Origin of the sequence: Acidovorax sp. LjRoot38 (genome assembly GCF_964252975.1) — a bacterium.
GTDB lineage: Bacteria > Pseudomonadota > Gammaproteobacteria > Burkholderiales > Burkholderiaceae_C > Acidovorax > Acidovorax facilis.
Window position 1 is genome coordinate 455142 of the sequence record NZ_CAXUPT020000003.1, and the last position, 19762, is coordinate 474903.

General features: G+C 61.2%; 19 protein-coding genes. 11 read left to right on the forward strand and 8 right to left on the reverse strand.

Annotated features, from left to right (window positions below; genetic code table 11):
- Window positions 1-11: 11 nt before the first annotated feature.
- The gene (locus tag ACSQ22_RS07215; protein WP_436129880.1) at window positions 12-1442 is read right to left on the reverse strand and encodes an ATP-binding protein; all 1431 of its coding nucleotides are present in this window, start codon (window positions 1440-1442) and stop codon (window positions 12-14) included.
- 805 nt (window positions 1443-2247) lie between these two features.
- Here ACSQ22_RS07215 and ACSQ22_RS07220 point away from each other — a divergent pair.
- The 8 genes from ACSQ22_RS07220 to ACSQ22_RS07255 all read left to right on the forward strand — a co-directional run bounded on the left by ACSQ22_RS07220 (window position 2248) and on the right by ACSQ22_RS07255 (window position 9095).
- On the forward strand, window positions 2248-2523 hold the full coding sequence (locus ACSQ22_RS07220) for a hypothetical protein (protein WP_436129881.1): 276 nt from the start codon (window positions 2248-2250) through the stop codon (window positions 2521-2523).
- Between the two features lie 51 nt (window positions 2524-2574).
- Window positions 2575-2934: a hypothetical protein gene (locus ACSQ22_RS07225; protein WP_436129882.1), complete on the forward strand. Its 360-nt coding sequence runs from the start codon at window positions 2575-2577 to the stop codon at window positions 2932-2934.
- Between the two features lie 119 nt (window positions 2935-3053).
- Window positions 3054-3971, forward strand: a complete 918-nt coding sequence (locus ACSQ22_RS07230; RefSeq protein WP_436129883.1) for an ArdC family protein — start codon at window positions 3054-3056, stop codon at window positions 3969-3971.
- Window positions 3968-4423: a RadC family protein gene (radC, locus tag ACSQ22_RS07235; protein WP_436129884.1), complete on the forward strand. Its 456-nt coding sequence runs from the start codon at window positions 3968-3970 to the stop codon at window positions 4421-4423. The genes ACSQ22_RS07230 and radC overlap by 4 nt, the downstream gene beginning before the upstream one ends.
- Window positions 4424-4512: 89 nt before the next feature.
- Complete coding sequence (locus ACSQ22_RS07240) at window positions 4513-5181, forward strand: DUF1071 domain-containing protein (protein ID WP_436129885.1); 669 nt, start codon at window positions 4513-4515, stop codon at window positions 5179-5181.
- Between the two features lie 108 nt (window positions 5182-5289).
- Window positions 5290-6183 (forward strand): YqaJ viral recombinase family protein, encoded by an 894-nt coding sequence (locus tag ACSQ22_RS07245; protein ID WP_436129886.1) that lies wholly within the window; start codon window positions 5290-5292, stop codon window positions 6181-6183.
- 484 nt (window positions 6184-6667) lie between these two features.
- Entirely contained in the window at window positions 6668-7780 is a 1113-nt protein-coding gene (gene bcsZ, locus ACSQ22_RS07250; RefSeq protein ID WP_436129937.1) for a cellulose synthase complex periplasmic endoglucanase BcsZ, read from the forward strand.
- An 82-nt stretch (window positions 7781-7862) separates the two neighbouring features.
- Window positions 7863-9095: a multidrug effflux MFS transporter gene (locus ACSQ22_RS07255; protein ID WP_436129887.1), complete on the forward strand. Its 1233-nt coding sequence runs from the start codon at window positions 7863-7865 to the stop codon at window positions 9093-9095.
- Between the two features lie 382 nt (window positions 9096-9477).
- Here ACSQ22_RS07255 and ACSQ22_RS07260 read toward each other — a convergent pair whose 3' ends face one another.
- The 3 genes from ACSQ22_RS07260 to orn all read right to left on the reverse strand — a co-directional run bounded on the left by ACSQ22_RS07260 (window position 9478) and on the right by orn (window position 13860).
- Entirely contained in the window at window positions 9478-10944 is a 1467-nt protein-coding gene (locus ACSQ22_RS07260) for a sensor domain-containing diguanylate cyclase (RefSeq protein ID WP_436129888.1), read from the reverse strand.
- A 143-nt stretch (window positions 10945-11087) separates the two neighbouring features.
- On the reverse strand, window positions 11088-12971 hold the full coding sequence (locus ACSQ22_RS07265; protein ID WP_436129889.1) for a DEAD/DEAH box helicase: 1884 nt from the start codon (window positions 12969-12971) through the stop codon (window positions 11088-11090).
- Between the two features lie 310 nt (window positions 12972-13281).
- Window positions 13282-13860, reverse strand: coding sequence for an oligoribonuclease (gene orn / locus ACSQ22_RS07270; protein WP_008904975.1), 579 nt, complete (start codon window positions 13858-13860; stop codon window positions 13282-13284).
- Window positions 13861-13897: 37 nt separating this feature from the next.
- Here orn and ACSQ22_RS07275 point away from each other — a divergent pair, with 37 nt between their 5' ends.
- From ACSQ22_RS07275 to rsgA, 3 genes are read left to right on the forward strand one after another with little or no spacing between them, the layout of a single operon-like run.
- Window positions 13898-15205, forward strand: a complete 1308-nt coding sequence (locus tag ACSQ22_RS07275) for a M48 family metallopeptidase (RefSeq protein WP_436129890.1) — start codon at window positions 13898-13900, stop codon at window positions 15203-15205.
- Window positions 15202-15537, forward strand: coding sequence for a 4a-hydroxytetrahydrobiopterin dehydratase (locus tag ACSQ22_RS07280; protein WP_121505674.1), 336 nt, complete (start codon window positions 15202-15204; stop codon window positions 15535-15537). The genes ACSQ22_RS07275 and ACSQ22_RS07280 overlap by 4 nt, the downstream gene beginning before the upstream one ends.
- A gap of 29 nt (window positions 15538-15566) precedes the next feature.
- On the forward strand, window positions 15567-16511 hold the full coding sequence (rsgA, locus tag ACSQ22_RS07285; RefSeq protein ID WP_055403045.1) for a ribosome small subunit-dependent GTPase A: 945 nt from the start codon (window positions 15567-15569) through the stop codon (window positions 16509-16511).
- Window positions 16512-16632: 121 nt separating this feature from the next.
- Here rsgA and ACSQ22_RS07290 read toward each other — a convergent pair whose 3' ends face one another.
- The 4 genes from ACSQ22_RS07290 to trmD form a co-directional block, all read right to left on the reverse strand.
- Window positions 16633-17619: a CobD/CbiB family protein gene (locus tag ACSQ22_RS07290; protein ID WP_055403047.1), complete on the reverse strand. Its 987-nt coding sequence runs from the start codon at window positions 17617-17619 to the stop codon at window positions 16633-16635.
- Window positions 17620-17676: 57 nt separating this feature from the next.
- Window positions 17677-18396 (reverse strand): CoA pyrophosphatase, encoded by a 720-nt coding sequence (locus ACSQ22_RS07295; protein ID WP_055403048.1) that lies wholly within the window; start codon window positions 18394-18396, stop codon window positions 17677-17679.
- A gap of 83 nt (window positions 18397-18479) precedes the next feature.
- On the reverse strand, window positions 18480-18869 hold the full coding sequence (gene rplS, locus ACSQ22_RS07300; RefSeq protein WP_436129891.1) for a 50S ribosomal protein L19: 390 nt from the start codon (window positions 18867-18869) through the stop codon (window positions 18480-18482).
- Window positions 18870-18997: 128 nt separating this feature from the next.
- On the reverse strand, window positions 18998-19756 hold the full coding sequence (gene trmD / locus ACSQ22_RS07305) for a tRNA (guanosine(37)-N1)-methyltransferase TrmD (protein WP_436129892.1): 759 nt from the start codon (window positions 19754-19756) through the stop codon (window positions 18998-19000).
- Window positions 19757-19762 lie beyond the last annotated feature (6 nt).

A 19762-nucleotide genomic window follows, 5' to 3' on the forward strand; every position in this document is an offset into this window, starting at 1 on the left:
CCTGTTGCGAATCAGTTTGCTGTGGCGCGTTTGGTGATCAAGCCAATTTGGTCTGGGTAGCGGCTGAAGGGCTCCATGCTGGTCAGTACCGTCGCCAGCCCGGTCTGATCAAGATCCGGATTAGCCTGTACAAGCATCTTGGCCAGCGCGAGCATCACATCCATGTCTGGATGCTCGGACTCGATCTGCTTGGGCGTATTGGAGTAGTCGCTAAAGAAAGCAGCTGCAGGAAACGTCTGGCCGAACATCCGGATCATCTGCCTCAGACGCTGCCTGTCTCCTACTTGGAGGTCATTGAGAAGCTCGGCCAGGAGAGGGTGTTCGTCGTTGATGACGTACTCAATCCGATCGTTATGTATCTTGCGGACCCATACTGGCGAGGCATGCGTCTCGACGATCACTCTGCCTCTTTGCGTGTAGGGCCGCTTGGCACCCGACCTGATCTGCTCGATAACCTGCCTGAGCCGGTTCTTGACGATGAGCGGGGGGTGCGCGCGAGCCTTTCGGACATCGATTCCCCAGTGGTGATCCGTGTTGTTCGGGATGTCAATGCGAACACGAGCCAGTTTCGTGAGCTCTTCTTGCCTAGCCAGCCGGAACCAGCTTCCCCAGATGATCAGCCGACGGTTCCGATATATGTAGAAACCTTGGTTTCTGAGGTAACCCTCGGGTCCGGCGAGCCGTTCATATTCTTTCGCGCTCACCTTGGAATGATGTGGCAGTACAAATGCCTGTATCTTGACCTCGCTGTCTCTGAATCGCACGATCTCTAGCGGGAACTTCTGTGTTGCGATGTTCAGTTCTGCAAACGGGTCGTAGGGCTCTATATCCGTCCCGTTGATGGACATGCGAATTTTCTTATGTCCAAGTTCGCCGGCCAGAAAGCGGTGGAAAATTCTCGCAAGATGCTGCCTGACAACTGCCATCAGTTCATTGAGCGTGTCATGTCCAACCTCACCCATACCTGCCAGCTCTAAGCGATCAATCTTTCTCCATAAAACCACAGTTCCAACCCCACTCGAAGACAGTGCAGATGGCAGGTTTGATAACTCATTCCGGTGAACTTCGGTGATCTCCCATTTGTTCGTATCTGAAACCCGATCAAGGTCCCAGCGCATGCCATTAAGCTCCTCAGCCTTTCTGGTAACAACAGTGAGTTCTCGGCATTGACTGAAGGAGGCAGTTTTCAGTCCCAAGCCAAACCGTCCTAGATCGTGTACGGCACGCTCATGCCTTGGATCCTTCGATCCCGGCCTCATCGCTTCCAGCAGTTCCCCTCTCGACATGCCGCATCCATCGTCGACAACCGCAATCCATGGAAGATCGGCCTCCCAGCCAAAACGCAAATCGATATCTTTGGCACCCGCGGCGATGCTGTTGTCAATGATGTCCGCGACTGCTGAGTCAAAGGAATACCCGATGTCGCGCATAGCTTCAATCATCACTGAAGCTCGGGGCATAAGCTCTATGGTGGCTGGATCATTCGACTTATTCACAGGGCCCATGGTCTTTGATTCAATTAATTTATCTTATCGGCCTACCAAGTAGCGCTCACTCTGCCGTAAATATCGTAGTCGTACGAATTCCTATCCCGTTCAGCCCGCCGTTCTAGCGCCGCTTTTGCATTCCATCTGTCGCCATGTTTTGCAACACCAATTTTTGTAACCTCTCGGCATGGCAACCGCAGGAAGCATAAGGATGTTTCCAGTTGTGAGTACACCATCGTACATGGGAGTACTCCCTCGTCAGAGCTCGCCGAGAAGATCTGCTTGTTGATTGCCATCTTCGATTCAAGGAACTATTCCGCCAAATCTTGATGAATGCGCCTGTCCGAAGCGTTGGAGATACCACTCCGGTAGCCGGCACTAGTCGCGGGACATCTTGACGAGCACAGCGGCGATCCACACCAGCAGACCCTGCAAAAATTTTTTTTGAAATTTTTTTGGCACTGAAGGCCTGCATCCAGGAACGCCCGCATGGACCCTATCTCCCGGGTCGATACATCGACCGGGGCCAGTTCGGTATTCCCTTGCCTGGCTTCATAAGGAGGCTCGTCGCCCCCGTGGCAAGGGACTCCTCTTTGTTTCGTCCCACTCCTTGAATCCCCCGGCGGCGAGCCGCCGGGCTGTAGGCGTTGCGCGACCATTTCTCAGCCCCGTTCTTCGTCCGGGTCTGCGTCGTGCGTCTGCCCTTGTCTTTGCGGTCTATCGGCTGCAAAGGCATTTCATAAACTTCAAGGAGTCTCTCATGTTCGAAACCGGTCTGGCCATATTCCTGGGCCTTGTCTTCATCTTCATCAAGCTCAACAGCCGCACCATGCTGCGGCTGTTGCGCCACGACATGGCCATCGACGTGGCCGTGACGCTGCTGACACTGGCTATTCATTGGGGCACTTTCTCCGGTGTCATGGCAGCTACCTTTGCGGGCTTGCTGACCAGCGTGGGCACCTCGCTGGCCAAGAAAGCCTTTGGTTACATCGAAGGCCATCACTACCACCCGGGCTACATCCGCCTGGACATCTGAGTCGGCGGCTGCCCCCCTTTCCTCCATCCCAACCTTTGTCGAGGTCTCACCATGTCTACTTACCGCCGCAACACCATCATTCGCTCCATCGCTGCAGTCTGCGGTGACATCACCGTCGGGCTGGCCGTGGCATCGGCCTGTACCTGGATCATCCAGTCCGCTGCGCTGGGGCTCTTTCTGAGCTTTCTCGTGTGGCTGACCGGCACCTTGATAGCGCTGGCATTCAGCCAGTACATCATCCACCCGGTGATCCATGCCCTGTTGTCCGAGCGCAAGCTCGACCAGGCGCTGGATGCTGTGGCCAGCCTGGCCGATGTGGCGCATGGCGCTGGCGTGCAGGTCGCCGGAGGTCTGGGCCGCTGCATGAACTCCGCGTTCTCAGCAGGTACTGCGCGGTTTCGCGCTGTGTAAGGCCTTGCCAAGCTGGCTGCCGGGTCGCTCCGGCTTCTGGCTTTGATCCTGCCGTCCCCCGCCCTCTTTCGCCCCGCCAAGCTGGTCTTGCCGGGGCTTTTTCGTTTCTGGAGCCCATCATGAAGTCATCTTCCGTTCCTGACCTCTACGCTGCCGTCACGCAGCAAATCATCACCGCGCTGGAAGCTGGTTGCGCGCCTTGGGTTTGCCCATGGGATCGCTCAGGCAGTAGCTCTGCCATGCCCGCCAATCTGAGCACGGGGCGACCCTACCGGGGCATCAATGTGCTGCTGCTCAATATGCAGGTCATGGCCCATGGCTATACGGTCAATCGCTGGATCACGTTTCAGCAGGCCCGCGCGCTGGGCGGCCATTTGCGCAGGGGCGAGAGTGGCACGCCCATCGTGTTTTTCAAGCTGTTGGAGGCTGATGGCGAAGCCCGTGCAGCCAACGATGCGGATGCGTCCGCACGCCGGGTGATTCCGCTGCTGCGGTCTTTCACCGTGTTCAACGCCGCCCAGGTCGATGGCCTGCCCGAGGCGCTGCTCGCCCTGCCGGAGCCAGCCCCTGGCTGGAGCCCGGTGGCTACGGCCGATGACCTTCTGGTGCAGTCCGGGGCCGTGATCCGCCATGGCGGTGAACGGGCCTTCTATCGCCCCGCAGACGACGTGATCCAACTGCCGCTGCCGCAGGCGTTCAAGGCACCTGTGGATTACTACGCCACGGCGCTGCACGAGCTGACGCACTGGACGGGGCATCCGTCGCGCTGCAACCGGGTGCTGTCTGGGCGCCAGCATATCGAGGCCTATGCCTTCGAGGAGCTGGTAGCCGAGATAGGTGCTGCATTTTTGTGCAGTCATATCGGCATCCAGGGAGCGCTGCAGCATGCGAGTTACATCGCGTCCTGGCTGGAGGCGCTGCGTAATGACAAGCGGCTGGTGTTCACGGCCGCGTCAATAGCACAGAAGGCCGTGGACTATCTCATGCCCGAGCTGGCCGCGCCCGTGGCCGATTCCCAAGCGAAGGAAACAGCATGAAACCGGCCACCCTCACCACCCGCGCCCTCGTGGTGCAGCAGGCCCTGGAGCTGCTGGAATGCGAGGCCCGCGAGTCGGATGCGCTGACATCACCCGACGCTGTGCGCGATTACCTGCGCCTTCTGCTCGCTGATCGGCCACATGAAGTGTTCGCTGTGGTTTTCCTGGACGCCCAGAACCGTGTCATCGAGACCATGGAGATGTTCCGAGGAACGCTCACCCAGACCTCGGTCTACCCCCGGGAGGTACTGATCGAAGCCCTGGCCCGCAACGCCGCCAGCGTGATCCTTTGCCACAACCACCCCAGTGGCGTGGCCGAACCGTCACGCGCCGACCAGGCGCTGACACAGAACCTGCGGTCTGCGCTGGCTCTGGTGGATGTGCGCGTGCTGGACCACTTCGTCGTCACCCGTGGCGGCACCGTCAGCTTCGCGGAACGGGGCCTGCTATAGCCAGTTCCCGCCCGTCCGTTCTTTCACCCCATGGCCCGGCTGAGTATCTGCTCACCGGGCGTTACTGTTTTCACCCCTGGAGGCTCACCATGTCCAACATCAACGATTCCGACAACTACTTTGCGCGCCTGAACGCCATCAACGTCAATGAGCATGTCGAGAAGAAGGGCGGCTTCAGCTACCTGAGCTGGCCCTATGCCGTCGCCCAGCTGCGTCTGGCCGATCCCACCGCCACCTGGGAAGTGCGCCGTTTCGAAGGATTGCCCTATCTGGACACCGAAGCCGGGGTATTCGTCGAGGTGGCTGCCACCGTCCACGGCGTGACGCTGAGCCAGATCCACCCGGTGCTCGATGGCCGCAACCGCCCTTTGATGGCGCCTTCGGCCTTTGACATCAACACCAGCCTGCAGCGCTGTCTGGTCAAGGCGATTGCACTGCATGGCCTGGGGCTCTACATCTACGCAGGCGAAGACCTGCCCCAGCCCGTGGGTGCGGAGGCTGCTAACGACCCTATCCAGCCACCGCCCCAGATGGAGCGGCCCAACCTGACCAGCGATCGCCCTCCCGTGCGGCGCGACGACAGACGCGAGCGAATCACCAAGAGCCAGCAAGCCCAGATCCACAGGCTGGCCATCGAGGTGGGCGTGTCGCTCGACCGGGTGCTGACGTACTTCGGCGCGGCCGAACTCGGCGACATCGCCGCCAACGACTTCCTTCGCGTCATCCGTAGCTTGGAGAAGCGCAGACAAGCGGCCTGAACGCTCTTCGCTATTCGCTGCGCTGGCAGCGCGCTGGCATCAACCATCCCCCAAGGCCCTGTCGGCATCCCCGGCGGGGCTTTTTTGTTTCACCCAATGGAGATTTTCATGGCCACGACCATGCACCCCGCACTGGCCCGACAGGGCACCATAGTCCAAGTCGCTCAGTGCAGCCCCGAATGGCATGCCTACCGCCAATCCCGGCGCAATGTCTCGGAGTCGGCCGCCGTCCTGGGATTGAGCCCCTGGATGACGCCCTACCAGTTGTGGCTGGTCAAGACCGGTCGCACCGAGACCCGCGTCACCCATGCCATGCAGCGCGGCACCGACCTGGAGCCCCTGGCCCGTGCTGCCTACGAAGAGCAGACCGGGCTGGTCATGCAGCCACTGGTGCTGGAGGCCGGGGACTACAGCGCCAGTCTGGACGGGATGACGCTCGAAGGCGATCTGGTACTGGAAATCAAATGCCCGCTGCGCGGCACACGGTCCCATCTGTGGCAGGACGTGCAATCTGGGCAGGTGCCCACGCACTACCACATCCAGATACAGCACCAGCTCATGGTGTCAGGCGCCGCCTTGGCCCATCTGTGGGTGTTCGATGGCAATGAGGGAATACTACATGCCATCGAGCCTGACGCCACGGTCATGGAACAGATACGGGCTGGCTGGGACGACTTCGAGCAGTACCTCACAGGGGACACCCCGCCACCACTCGCTGAAGCCGACTCCGTTGTGCGCCATGACCCCGCTTGGGCTGCAGCCGCTGCGGCGTATACCCAGGCCAAGCAGGAGGCCGATGCCCTGGCCGAACGAGTGGAGGCTGCTCGCCAAAATTTGATCGCACTCGCGCGGCACCCCAGAGAGCACGGAGCGGGTGCCAGCGTGACGCGCTATTGGAAACAGGGTGGCGTGGACTACAAGAAGCTGCCTCAGCTTCAGGGCCTGGACCTGAGCCCGTACCGGAGCAAGGCGCGGCAGGAGGTGCGCGTGATGGTTGCCTGACCCATCACGGCCAGTGTCCCATGGGACACTGGTGGGACACTCACTCGCAAAAATTGGCCATCAACTACAACAAAGCACGAACACCAATCTTCGCTAAACTATTGATTTCGTTGACGCTATTTGTTGCCTGGTTTTGTAGAGGCTTGTTTGACAAGCGACTCTTAATCCGTAGGTCGAGTGTTCGAGTCACTCAGGACCCACCAAACAAAAGCCGCAAGGCGCACAAAGCCGGTGCTACTTCAATGTAGCGTCGGCTTTTTTGTTTTTCTGGCTACGACAGAGGCGCGACACGCCCCTTTCTCGGCTGGCTCCGCTCTCAGCAGCATCTTCAGGTTACAAAATAACCTCATCTTGCTCGCACATATGCGCTGTGCACCATAGGCTATCCAGAAGAACCCGTTCCTGTTGGTATTGCAACACGAGGATTTTTATGACTCCAATGCTCCAGAGGCGGACAGCACTTCTCACAGGACTGGGCTTGCTCGTGCCCGCCACGCTGTCACACGCGCAAGGGCAGGCGCTCGCAGTGACGGGTTTGGCGCGCGGCGGCCAATGGCCTGCCTGGGATACCTTCAAGGCCCAATTCACCAGCGAGGAAGGCCGGGTGATCTCGGACGACGGGGAGGGAGGGCGCACCTACTCGGAAGGCCAAGCTTATGGGCTTTTCTTTGCCCTGGTCGCCAATGACCGCAAGGGTTTCGACACCCTCCTGCGCTGGACCGAGAACAACCTGAGCGGTGGAGACCTGGGCGCACGCCTGCCCGCGTGGCTGTGGGGCCGTCGGCCGGACGGAACCTGGGGCGTTATTGACAGCAATGCGGCCTCCGACGCTGACATCTGGATTGCCTATGTCTTGGGCGAGGCTGCACGCCTGTGGAACGCCCCGCAATATCGCGCCTTGGGGTCTCGTCTGGCCGCCCGCATCATTGCAGAGGAGACCGCAGACATCCCTGGCCTGGGGCCGAGCCTGCTCCCTGCGCCAAGCGGCTTTGTGGAGGCCGAAGGCCGATGGAAACTCAACCCAAGCTATATGCCGTTGCAGATCATGCAACGGCTGGTCACGCTCTACCCCCTCCCTGCCTGGAGGCAGCTCACTCAAAGTTCTGAAAAAATCATCGTGGGAGCCTCCCCCAAAGGCTACGCCCCTGACTGGACCTTGTACGACGCACGGCAAGGCTTTCTCATTGACGAAAAAGGCAAGGAAAAAGGCCAGGGCGCCTACAACGCGATTCGCGTCTACCTGTGGGCAGGCATGCTGCACCCTGCCGCACCTGGCCGCAAGCCCTTGCTTTCTGCATTGGCCCCCATGGCGAGATACGTGCGCGAACAGGGGTACCCACCTGAATCGATTGATGTACTGACAGGACAGGGCTCAGGCCCCGGTCCGGCAGGCTTTACGGCAGCGATGCTGCCCTTTTTGCAGGCGCAAGGCGATAGTGCTGCATTGAAAGCGCAGCTCAGCCGCCTCGTCGCGAATCCCGTGCGATCCACGGCGTACTATGAACAGACTCTGGCCCTGTTCGGACTGGGCTGGATGGAGGGGAGGTACCGGTTTTCATCCGGGGGCCAACTGCTGCCGCAGAGAACCAAGTCCTGACAGCGGCTCTTGCCGCAACAGCCGTCATCGGCCCTGTCCGAGCCCCCTGCCCACGCCCGATGTTCTACCCGTTGCCCTCCCCATGAATCCCAACGCCCACACACTTTGGCGCGCGCCCCAATGGACCCTCGCGGCCCTCCTCGCCGTACTCGGCATGCTGGGGCCTTTCTCGATTGACACCTACATACCTGCCTTCACAGGCATTGCCAGTGCCCTGGGCGCCACCCCGGTGGAGATGCAACAGACCCTTTCGGCCTATCTCTTTGGTTTTGCGTTCATGAACCTCTTCCATGGAGCACTCGCAGACAGCTTTGGCCGGCGACCGGTGGTCCTGTGCGGGATCGCCATGTTCACGCTAGCCTCGGCTGGATGCGCGCTGTCACAAAGCATCGGCCAGCTCATAGCGTTCAGGGCATTGCAGGGCTTGTCTACGGGCGCTGGCATTGTGGTGTCGCGTGCTGTCATCCGCGACATGTTTCCCCCAGCGCGCGCGCAGCAGGTGATGAGCCAAGTGACGATCTACTTTGGCATAGCCCCAGCCATCGCTCCCATCGTGGGCGGCTGGCTCTTTGTACATGCAGGCTGGCACAGCATCTTCTGGTTTCTGACCTGCGTGGGTCTGGTGCTCTGGGTCGCAAACTTCAGGCTCCTGCCCGAAACATTGCAGGCCGAGCATCGCCAGCCGTTCAATGTGCCCCATCTGATGCGGGGGTACTGGCAGCTGGGGTCAAGCCCTCGATTTGTGCTGCTGGCGCTCGCAAGCGGCGTTCCTTTCAATGGAATGTTCCTGTACGTACTGGCAGCACCTGCCTTTCTGGGCGAACACCTTGCACTAGCCCCCACGCAGTTCTTCTGGTTCTTTCTACTGACCATTTCGGGCATCATGGGCGGCGCGTGGCTGAGCGGGCGTCTGGCCGGCAAGATCGCTCCAAAACGACAGATACGGCACGGCTTTGTGATCATGTTCACCGTAGCCGTCTTCAACCTGGGAGCAAATCTGCTCTTTCCCGTGCACGCGGCCTGGTCGCTGCTGCCGATTGCGGTCTTTGCGTTTGGCTGGGCACTGATGGTGCCGGTAGTGACCCTGCTGGTGCTGGACCTTCACCCCGAGCGCCGCGGCATGGCCTCGTCCATGCAAGCGTTTGTCGGCTCTACTGCGAACGGCATTGTGGCGGGCATCCTGGTCCCTTTGGTAATGCACTCAACGGTCTTGCTGGCCTTCGCATCGCTGCTCATGATGTGCGTGGGCATGATGGCTTGGATCTATCTGCACCATCGCTGGCCCGATATTGGAAGGACTGCAACGCCAGGTTGAGCCCCTGGCGTTTGTGAATTGCCCTGCGTGCCGCAACAATGAGACCTGACTCTACGCCCCGCCAAGTCAGTGCGCACCCGCGAGAGTGGTATTCCAGGCGCCCGAGTACAAAGCCCAGCCTAACTGGAAGCTTGGCAAGTTTGTCGATGTCGAAGCGTTCAAGGCGGTAAAGGCACAGGTAAAGGCACAGTAGGCACCCTGGCGAAGCCTCTGGAAAGCCGCTAAGCCCGCCAGGCACTGGGGCCATCGATGCCTCGGAGCGCAACTTTCTAGCCAGAGCGCCAACCGGGCGGCTCTACAGCTACGCAGTTCACGCGGGCTGAGTTATGAAGTACACCCCACGGCACCTGACGCCAAGCTTCCGTGCAACCCGGAGGGGGTCCTATGACAGTTGCCGCCGGTCCACCCCTTTTTCCTGGTAGTACCGGATTTTTTCGGCATACATGGCCTGGTCGGCACGATGGATGGCCGCTTCGACCATGTCGCCCGAACGGCACGAAGCGACGCCCATGGCCAGGCTGATCGGCTCGCCAGGATAGAACTGGTTGTTCAAGTCCAACATGGAGAGAATGCGCTCCTGCAACGCAAAGGCGCTGCGCTCGTCCATGCCGGGCAGCAACACCGTGAATTCATCTCCGCCAATGCGCGCGGCGCAGGCTGGCGGGTCCACCGCCTTGGCCAGTACTTCGCCCACCCTGCGCAGCATGGAATCGCCCGCAGCATGGCCCTGCTCATCGTTCACAACCTTGAGCCCGTTCAGATCAATCGCAATGATGGACAGAGGCCACGGCCCCTTGCGGGTGACACGATTGAGTTCTTCCGCATAGAAGGCCCGGTTGCGCAGCTGCGTCAGGACGTCATGCTTGCCAAGGTACTCCAGGTAGGCTTCGGCCTTTTTGCGCGCCGTGATGTCCACCAGCGACAGCAGCACCAGCCCCCAGTCCGCAAGATGGTCTGCCAACACAGAAAACTGCATGTGGATATGCACCGCATCCCCCGACAGCGCGTAGTTGACCACTTCGCGCTGCTGAAAGGTCTTGCCCTCCCACAGGTCCAGCAACTGGTCCGCGAAGGACTCATGCATCTCACCCCTAAACACCCGCCCGATGTTGTTCAGGAGCATCTCCTTGCTGGACGCACCGAACATACGCAACGTCTGCTGGTTGACATCGATCACGCGAATCTCCTGCATGCAGCGCGTGACGAATTCAGGGTGCACCGTGATGAAGGTCTTGAAATCGTCAATGCCCTGCGCGCGAACACCGTCGAGCAGGCTTTTCACGGCACTGAAATCCTCGACCCACAACGAGACCGGGGAGTGCTCGAACAAATCCCGTGCATATTGTTCGCTGCGCCGAAGTTGGCTGGCACTCCGCACTTGGGCCGTGATGTCTTCCAGCGAAAGCAGAACGCGGCTCCAATCCGCTTCATACCCTGGAAGGATGCGTGCGCGAATCTGAACGTCAAGACGCCGGCCATCCAGCGCATAGTTGACAGTCTGGTTCGAAAACTCCAGCTGCCCGGACCACAGCGCCGCCAGCTCATGGAAGACCGCATCGTGCATGTCATCCCTGAAGACCTGGTCCAGATTCGCTTCAAGCACCTGTTGGTTTTCGGCCGCAAACAACTCCAGCGTGCGGCGATTGACTTTCAACACCTTGAGGGCAGCGCTGCATTGCCGCACCCTTGCGGAGTCCTGAGCAAGGTGGGCACGAAGATCGGAAACCCCCGCAGCGCGCCAGCGATCAAAAAGTTGCTTCAGGGCGCTGTAGTCCTCCAGCCAGAGAGACACAGGCGCCAGTTCGAACATGTGTTCAAAGTCTGCCTCGGAAGATAACGAAGACGACACTGCAGATTCCTCCCTGGGCAATTATTGTCGAGCTACTCTGCGTATTCTTGGTCCAGGGTCCCCACAACAACAAAAAAGGCCAGCACCTTGCGGTACCGGCCTTTGCAACAAGGGTGGCGCTAGCGCCACAGACCTGTCAGCGATCAGCGCGCGGGGCGCGCAGGGCGCTTGCGGGCATCGTGTGCCACGAACGGCTTGCCGCCGCCACCAGCTGGCTTGGCAAACGCTGGCTTGCGGGGAGCGAAATCACCACGCGGTGCACCTGCATCACCACGGGGCGCAAAGCTGCCACGGCCTGCGTCACCAAAACCAGGTTTGCGGCCATAGCCTTCACCATCACGACGCGGCGCGAAACTACGGTCACCCCCACGGTCATCACGACCCGCAAAACCGCCAGCGCCTTCACCACGTGCAGGAGCACCACGGTTGTCACGGCCAGCGAAACCACCGCCAAAGCCACCACCGAAACCACCACGGTCATTGCCACCACGTGCAGGACCACCGAAGCGGCCACGCGACTGGTTGTCACGGTTGTCGTACGAACGGCCCGGGGCGCCACGGCCACCACCAAAATCGCCACCGCGAGGTGCCTGCGGCGCGCGCTGCGAGGGCTCCATGCCGGGAATCACTTCGGCCTTGAACTGCTGGCGGCTGTACGACTCAATGTCGTAGATCTTGCGGCGATCGCGGAACTCGGCAAACGTGATGGCCAGGCCATCGCGACCCGCACGGCCAGTACGGCCAATGCGGTGGGTGTAGTCCTCGGCCTTCATGGGCAGGCCGAAGTTGAACACATGGGTGATCGTGGGCACATCGATACCACGTGCTGCCACGTCGGTAGCCACCAGAATCTGCACCTGGCCAGCGCGCAATGCCATCAAACGGCGATTGCGCAAACCCTGACTCAGGGCACCGTGCAATGCAACGGCCGAAAAGCCTTCTTGCTGCAGGTCGTTGGCCAGGCCATCGCACTCCACCTGGGTGCTGGCAAAAACGATGGCTTGGTTGATCGTGGTGTCACGCAGCCAGTGGTCCAGCATCTTGCGCTTGTGCTGGGCGTTGTCGGCCCAGTACAGCATTTGCTTGATGTTGGCATGCTTCTCTTGCGGAGAGTCAATGGTGACCTTCTGCACAGACGAACCTCCGTCGTGCATCACGCGCATGGCCAACTGCTGGATGCGGGGCGCGAAGGTGGCGCTGAACATCATGGTCTGCTTGCGCTGGGCGGTCAGCTGGTTCAGTTCGGCCAGGTCGTCCGAGAAACCCAGGTCGAGCATGCGGTCGGCTTCGTCAACGACAAGGAACTGCACCTTGTCGAGCTTGATCTGCATCGAGCGCTGCAGGTCCAGCAAGCGGCCAGGGGTGGCCACCACCAGGTCGGCGTTTTGCAGCTTGGCGATCTGCAATTGGTAAGGCATGCCACCCACCACGTTAGCGACACGCAGGCCACGGCAGTGCTTGACCAGGTCGATAGCATCGTGCGCGACTTGCTGCGCCAGTTCACGCGTGGGGCACAGAATCAGAGCACCAGGGGTGGCGGCCTTGAAATTGCGCGAGCTGGTGGGGTCCTTGCGCTTGGCGCGCTTGGGGGCAGGTTCACCACGGGCGGCAGCTTCGGCCACAGCGCGCTCGAAAGCAGCGCGTTCTTCGGCTTCGGCAGCAGCCTGCTGGTTGATCAGCGTGTGCAGCACGGGCAGCAGGAAGGCGGCAGTCTTGCCGCTGCCGGTCTGGCTGGAAACCATCAAGTCGATGAACTTGGTGGAGTCGTTGCCACCGCCCATGGCCAAGGGAATGGCCTTGAGCTGCACGCTGGTGGGCTGGGTGTAGCCCAGGTCAGCCACGGCTTGCACGAGTTCAGGGGCCAGGCCCAGTTCGATAAAGCCGTTGGGTTCAGCGGTCACGGCAACGTCGGCCTCGGTGGCAGCTGCTGCCACGGCGTCCAGAGGGGAAGACTGCACGGAAATGTCGGCAGCAAAGGAAGTGTCGGCAGGCGCGAATTCGCCCTGCACCAAAGAGGTGTCGGTCATGATTTTTCTCTCACGAAGACGATCGCAAGCGTAGCCTGCGAGTGGCTTCGTCAATGGTTAAAAAACATCAACCATCAAACGAAACCTGCATTGCTCTGGGCGGATGCTGGTGGGCGTTGTTCGCTAGTCCTGCACTGCGTTGAAAACAGTCGGCTGGCAAGCCCGGTGTGTGAGGGGAGATGCACAATCTGCGAGGAATGGATTCCTGCGCAGCCACTGATTATGGCATGGATAGGTATTTTCCCGCAAGCCCCTCTCAGTTCTTGCGATACAAACCCACAAGGTCTTCAGCCGCCCTCCCCGGAATCCATCACACCGAAAGCAGGTGCTTGCGGTAGTGCGCCAGTTCGTCAATGGACTCATGCACGTCTGCCAGGGCCGTGTGCTTCTGCGCTTTCTTGAAGCTGGTGTAGGCCTCGGGCTTCCAGCGCTTGGCCAATTCCTTAAGGGTGCTCACGTCCACGTTGCGGTAATGGAAGAATCGCTCCAGCTTGGGCATATAGCGCACCAGAAAGCGCCGGTCCTGACCGATGCTGTTGCCGCACATAGGCGCAGTCCCTTTGGGAACGTACTTGCTCAGGAAGGCAATGATCTGCTGCTCTGCCTCCTCCTCCGTCACGGTCGAGGCCTTCACCTTGTCGATGAGGCCGCTGCGACCGTGGGTGCCCTTGTTCCAGGCATCCATCTTGCCCAGCAGTTCATCGGACTGGTGGATCGCAAAAACTGGCCCCTCGATGCGCGGCTCCAGGCTCGGTCCCGTCACGATGACGGCGATTTCCAGCAGGCGGTCGGTATCGGGCTCCAGGCCTGTCATTTCGCAATCGAGCCAGACCAGGTTCTGGTCGGATTTGGCAAGTGCGTGAGGGGTGGGGTTGTTGGCTTCTGACATGGCGCGCATTGTCGCCGATGGCCTAAACTCGCCGCTCATGCCCACTTCCGACGACTTCTCTCCCGCCCTGGCGCTGACGCTTGCGTTTGCCGCAGCTCTCACCCTGGGCCTTGTGCTCAAGTTCTGGCTGGCTACGCGCCAGATCCGGCACGTGGCGCGACACCGCAGCGACGTTCCCGCACCATTTGCCGAACGCATCGCGCTGGCGGCGCACCAGAAGGCCGCGGATTACACGATCACCAAGGCGCGCCTGGGCTTGCTGGAAATGGCACTGGGTGCGGCCGTGCTGCTGGGCTGGACACTGCTGGGTGGACTGGATGTGCTGAATCAGGCCCTGCTCAGCGCCCTGGACGGCGGGATGTGGCAGCAGTTGGCGCTGCTGACCGGCTTCTCCGCCATCAGCGGCCTGATCGACCTACCGCTGTCGCTGTACCAGACCTTCGTCGTGGAAGAGCGCTTTGGTTTCAACAAGATGACCTGGCGCCTGTGGGTTGCCGATGCGCTCAAGGGCCTGCTGGTCGGCGCACTCATCGGCCTACCCATCGCAGCGCTGATCCTTTGGATCATGGCGGCGACCGGTCCGCTGTGGTGGCTGTGGGCCTGGTGCTTCTGGATGGGTTTCAATCTGCTGCTGATGGTGGTGTATCCCACCTTCATCGCCCCGCTGTTCAACAAGTTCCAGCCCCTCGAAGATGAATCGCTCAAGGCCCGTGTCACTGCCCTCATGCAGCGCTGCGGCTTCTCGGCCAAAGGGCTGTTCGTGATGGACGGCAGCCGCCGCAGCGCGCATGCCAACGCCTACTTCACGGGCTTTGGCGCAGCAAAGCGCGTGGTGTTTTACGACACCCTCTTGCGCCAGCTGGCCCCGGGCGAGGTCGAGGCGGTGCTGGCCCATGAGCTGGGGCATTTCAAGCACCGCCACATCATCCAGCGTATCGTGACCATGTTCGCATTGAGCCTGGCAGGCTTTGCACTGCTGGGCTGGCTCTCCAACCAAGTGTGGTTCTACACCGGCCTGGGCGTGCGGCCGAGTATCTCGTTGGACCCCACCCTGGCCGCAGCCCCCAATGACGCATTGGCCCTGCTGCTTTTCATGCTTGTGGTACCAGTCTTCACGTTTTTCATCTCGCCGCTGTTCTCGCAACTTTCGCGCCGCCACGAATTCCAGGCAGACACCTACGCCGTCGCCCAGGCCAGCGGCGCCGACCTGTCCTCCGCCCTGCTCAAGCTCTACGAAGATAATGCATCCACGCTCACACCCGACCCGGTGTACGTGAAGTTCTACTACTCGCACCCACCCGCCACCGAGCGGCTGGCGCGCATGCACAACCCCTCCCATCCATGACTACCATGTTGAAGAAAAAAGACTGGTCAACGCTTACCCGTCGTGCGTTGACAGCTACCGAAGTTGTAGCAAACCTGGCCAAACTCGAAGGCTGGAGCCTGACGGGCGATGGCGCTGATGTCGCCATTGAGAAGACCTACCATTTCGCCAATTACTACGAGACCATCTCGTTCGTGAACGCCTTGGCCTTCATTGCCAATGCCCAGGATCACCACCCCGATCTGTCGGTGCACTACAGCCGCTGCGTGGTGCGCCTGAACACGCACGACGTGCATGGCATTTCTTCCACGGATTTCGAGTGCGCAACGCAGTTCGATGCCCTGGTGGCCTGACCCCATGACCTTGCGCACCACAGGCTCCCATGGCTGAACGCAGCGCACTCATGGACGGCACCGTGGTCGCCAGCCATGGGCGCCACTGCATGGTGGAGACGCCCGACGGCGAACGCCGCATCTGCCACCCACGCGGCAAAAAGAGCCAGGCAGTGGTGGGCGACCATGTGCTGTGGCAGGCGCCCCCGCCCGGCCAGGGCGAAGAGGGCACCATCGAAAAGGTCAAGGAACGGCGCAACCTCTTTTACCGACAGGACGAGATCCGCACCAAGTCGTTTGCCGCCAACCTCGACCAGGTGCTCATCCTGATCGCGGCAGAGCCGGTGTTTTCGGAAAGCCAGCTAGCCCGCGCCCTGATTGCCGCCGAGGCCGAGGGCATCAAGCCCATCATTGCACTCAACAAGAGCGATCTGGTCGAACCTTTCGCCCGCGCCTGGGAGCGCTTGCTGCCCTACCGGCACATGGGCGCCGGCAAGCACTATGGCGTGCTGCCGCTGTCGCTGGCGCTCTCCAGCGACGTGGACCGCGCGCTGCTGATGGAACATCTGCAGGGCAAGACCACGCTGGTGCTGGGCCCTTCAGGGTCCGGCAAGAGCACCCTCATCAATCTGCTGGTGCCAGGCGCTTCCGTGCTCACCGGTGAAATCTCGCAGGCGCTGAACTCGGGCAAACACACCACCACCAGCACGCACTGGTACTGGATGGACAAGGCCCGTACCACCGCGCTCATCGATTCACCAGGCTTTCAGGAGTTTGGGCTGCACCACATTGCCCCCATGCAACTGGCAGCCTGCATGCCCGACATCGCAGCACATGCGACAGCCTGCAAGTTCTACAACTGCACGCACCTGCACGAGCCGGGCTGTGGCGTGCTGGATGCAGTCAAACTGGGCCCCAGCGCAGGCGGTATAAGCGCAACACGCTATAAAATTTATAGCGATTTATTTGAAGAACTGCGCCACACCCGGTACTGAGCCGAGCGCGGCCTCCACCACTGCCACGGCGGAAACCAGCGCACCCGTGGAACTAGCTTGCATGGTTGAGGGTGCGCCCCTGTCCGATGGAAGCCGCACTGCGGTTCAGGGGGCTTGCCAGCTACCCCAGCAACCGCGCCAGCGTGAGCAACGCCAGCAGCAGCATCCACACCACCACCGAGCGCCACACCAACCCCACAACGCTGCGCAGGTGGCCCACCTCGGGCTCGCGGCCGGGGGTGGAATCGCTGTCGCCCATGTCGGCGTCGATCTCCAGGCCCTGTGGCGCGTGCAATTCAGTGCGCGCCTTCAGTGCCTCGCCCCCCAGGCGTACATTGATGGCACCTGCCGTGGCGGCCAGCACCACGCCGTCGTTGTCATTGGGGAAACGCTGTGCGTGAAACCGCCAGCCCTCAATCGCCTCTTCAAAGCTGCCCACCACCGCAAAGCTCAGTGCCGTGAGCCGGGCCGGAAGCCAGTCGATGGCAGTCCACGCCTGCGCAGAGGCCTGCTGCAGGGAGGCGCTGGCAGGCTGAGCGCCCGTGCGCTGCTTGTAATGCCAATAGCGCGATACAAACTCAGCCAACCGGTACAGAACAGCCCCGGTCGGCCCCAGGCCCAGGGCAGCCAGCACGGAGAACCATGCCAACACGCCGAACACATGTCGGTGGGCCGCCAACACTGAATACTCGATCACATGGCGCACGATCTCGCTGCGCGGCAGCGCCCCCACATCCACCTGCTGCCAGTGGGCCAGGCGCTCGCGGGCAGCATCTTCATCGCCCTCCTCCAACGCGTCGCGGATGCCCGTGAAGTGGTGGCTGAACTGCCGAAACCCGAGCGTGATGTACAGCACGGCCACACTCCACAGCACCGCAAAGGGCCACCCCAGCCCCCAAAGCAACAGCCAGTGAATGGCCAGGGTCACCAGGGCCGGAACCAGCACCGCAAGGCTCCAGGCCACCCAGCCGTGGTGCGGCTTGCCCGCATCAAAATTGCGGCTCACGGACAGCGCCCACGCTCGCAGACCCGCATGAATGGGATTGCTGCGTGCCAGCGGGCGGGCCTGCTCGATCAGCAGAGCGAACAGGATGGCGAAGAAACTCATGGGGGGCAATGATACTGGTGCTTTGCCCCGATGCACCCTATCGCACGCGAGCCCGGTTTACGCCTGCATGAAACGGTAGAAGTTGCGCAGCATGCCTGCTGTCGCACCCCAGATGTAATGGTTCTTGCCGCCGTCCTGGTAGGGCATCGAGAACCACTCCCGGTGTACGCCATCCCGGTCGAAAACATGGCGCCGGTGGTTGGCGGGATTGAGCAGAAAATCGAGCGGCACCTCGAAAAGGTCGGCCACTTCATACGGATTGGGTTGGAGCACGCAGTCCGGCTGCACCAGCGCCACCACGGGCGTGATGATGAACGATGAGCCGGTGACATAGATTGGCAACGTGCCGAGCACTTCGACAAAATCCCGAGCAAGCCCCACCTCTTCCTGCGCCTCGCGCAAGGCCGTGTCGGCAGGCGTTGCATCTCCCGCGTCTGCCCGCCCACCGGGGAAGGCCACCTGCCCCGAATGGGTGGACAGGTGGGCCGTGCGTTCGGTCAACAGCACCATGGGCTGTTCGCGCAGCACGATGGCAATCAGCACCGACGCACGGGCGGGCTCGCGGTTCATGAACTTCTTTTCCAGCAGCACCTCAGGCTCCCACTGCGGCGGGTGCGCGAAACGCGCCCGCAGCGCTTCAGCGGTCTGCGCCTGAACCGGCACCGCAGGCAGGTGCGCATCCACCCCCACCACCGGAACAAGGCGGGGGTCAAAGTCGGGCAGGCTCGACAAAGGAGCGATCACCGACGAGACAGCAGGACTGGAAGAAGGGTCCACAAGAAGGGGGAGGTGAACAAGCCAAAAAACAAAAAGCCGCTACAGGCAGACGCTGTAGCGGCTTGTGAGGTCGAGCCTGCGCCTTATGCGGCGGTGGCGACTGCAGCCTTGTTGACACGCGAAGGCAGCTTTTCCTTGATACGTGCCGACTTGCCGCTGCGGTCACGCAGGTAGTACAGCTTGGCACGGCGCACATCACCACGGCGCTTGACTTCAATGCTGGCGATCAGGGGGCTGTAGGTCTGGAACGTACGCTCCACGCCTTCGCCGCTGGAGATCTTGCGCACGGTGAAGCCGCTGTTCAGGCCGCGATTGCGCTTGGCAATCACCACACCTTCGTAGGCCTGCACGCGCTTGCGGGTACCTTCCACCACGTTCACGCTCACGATGACGGTGTCACCAGGGGCGAATTCGGGGATGGTCTTGTTCAAGCGGGCGATTTCTTCCGCTTCCAGGGTCTGAATCAGGTTCATGTTTGATATCCAACGATCTTGTCCGCGCCAAAAATGGCTGCGTCGGGATTGACGTCTCAGTGTTTTGCGGGAGAACTCCCTGTCAAAACGGCCGGCCAGAGGATCGAAAAGCCTTTGATTATAGCAATTCAGCTGAGCTTGGCCAATACTGCTTCATCCGCAGCGGCCAGATGCCCTGCTTTGCGCGCGGCCTCGATGAGATCGGGCCTGTGCCGGGCCGTGGTGGCCAGGCGCTGGTCGCGCCGCCAGCGCTCGATCTGCGCATGGTGGCCAGACATCAGCGCGGCAGGCACCTGCTGCCCTGCCCATTCTTCAGGGCGCGTGTAGTGCGGGCAATCGAGCAGGCCGTCGAGCGCCGGGTTGAAGCTGTCGAGCTGGTGGCTGCCCTCATCATTGAGCACACCGGGCTGCAAGCGCGCCACAGCGTCCAGCAGGGCCATGGCGGCGATTTCGCCACCCGACAACACAAAGTCGCCCAGACTCATCTGCAGATCGACATGGGTATCGATGAAGCGCTGGTCAACGCCTTCATAGCGCCCGCACAGCAGGATTGCACCCGTACTTGCAGACCAGCGCTCCACGGCAGCGTGGTTCAGCGTTTCGCCAATGGGCGAAAAAAGGACCAGCGGCGCCTCACTACTCTCGGCCTCACCACGCTCCACCCGGATAGCTGCAAGACACCGGGCGAGGGGCTCAGCCATCATCACCATGCCCGGCCCGCCGCCAAAGGGCCGGTCATCAACACGACGGTAGTTGCCATCGGCATAGTCGCGCGGGTTCCACAGGCGTACATCGACCTGGCCGCCGGCATACGCGCGGCGGGTCACGCCGCTGGCCAGGAACGGCGCAAACAGCTCGGGGAACAGGGTGATGATGTCAAAGCGCATGGTGGG

What these genes read in the sequence shown, in the direction of transcription:
- ACSQ22_RS07215 (WP_436129880.1), bottom strand. Translation starts at nt 1,442, where the DNA reads ATGATTGAAGCTATGCGCGACATCGGGTATTCCTTTGACTCAGCAGTC.
- ACSQ22_RS07220 (WP_436129881.1), top strand. Translation starts at nt 2,248, where the DNA reads ATGTTCGAAACCGGTCTGGCCATATTCCTGGGCCTTGTCTTCATCTTC.
- ACSQ22_RS07225 (WP_436129882.1), top strand. Translation starts at nt 2,575, where the DNA reads ATGTCTACTTACCGCCGCAACACCATCATTCGCTCCATCGCTGCAGTC.
- ACSQ22_RS07230 (WP_436129883.1), top strand. Translation starts at nt 3,054, where the DNA reads ATGAAGTCATCTTCCGTTCCTGACCTCTACGCTGCCGTCACGCAGCAA.
- radC (WP_436129884.1), top strand. Translation starts at nt 3,968, where the DNA reads ATGAAACCGGCCACCCTCACCACCCGCGCCCTCGTGGTGCAGCAGGCC.
- ACSQ22_RS07240 (WP_436129885.1), top strand. Translation starts at nt 4,513, where the DNA reads ATGTCCAACATCAACGATTCCGACAACTACTTTGCGCGCCTGAACGCC.
- ACSQ22_RS07245 (WP_436129886.1), top strand. Translation starts at nt 5,290, where the DNA reads ATGGCCACGACCATGCACCCCGCACTGGCCCGACAGGGCACCATAGTC.
- ACSQ22_RS07255 (WP_436129887.1), top strand. Translation starts at nt 7,863, where the DNA reads ATGAATCCCAACGCCCACACACTTTGGCGCGCGCCCCAATGGACCCTC.
- ACSQ22_RS07265 (WP_436129889.1), bottom strand. Translation starts at nt 12,971, where the DNA reads ATGACCGACACCTCTTTGGTGCAGGGCGAATTCGCGCCTGCCGACACT.
- orn (WP_008904975.1), bottom strand. Translation starts at nt 13,860, where the DNA reads ATGTCAGAAGCCAACAACCCCACCCCTCACGCACTTGCCAAATCCGAC.
- ACSQ22_RS07275 (WP_436129890.1), top strand. Translation starts at nt 13,898, where the DNA reads ATGCCCACTTCCGACGACTTCTCTCCCGCCCTGGCGCTGACGCTTGCG.
- ACSQ22_RS07280 (WP_121505674.1), top strand. Translation starts at nt 15,202, where the DNA reads ATGACTACCATGTTGAAGAAAAAAGACTGGTCAACGCTTACCCGTCGT.
- rsgA (WP_055403045.1), top strand. Translation starts at nt 15,567, where the DNA reads ATGGCTGAACGCAGCGCACTCATGGACGGCACCGTGGTCGCCAGCCAT.
- ACSQ22_RS07290 (WP_055403047.1), bottom strand. Translation starts at nt 17,619, where the DNA reads ATGAGTTTCTTCGCCATCCTGTTCGCTCTGCTGATCGAGCAGGCCCGC.
- rplS (WP_436129891.1), bottom strand. Translation starts at nt 18,869, where the DNA reads ATGAACCTGATTCAGACCCTGGAAGCGGAAGAAATCGCCCGCTTGAAC.
- trmD (WP_436129892.1), bottom strand. Translation starts at nt 19,756, where the DNA reads ATGCGCTTTGACATCATCACCCTGTTCCCCGAGCTGTTTGCGCCGTTC.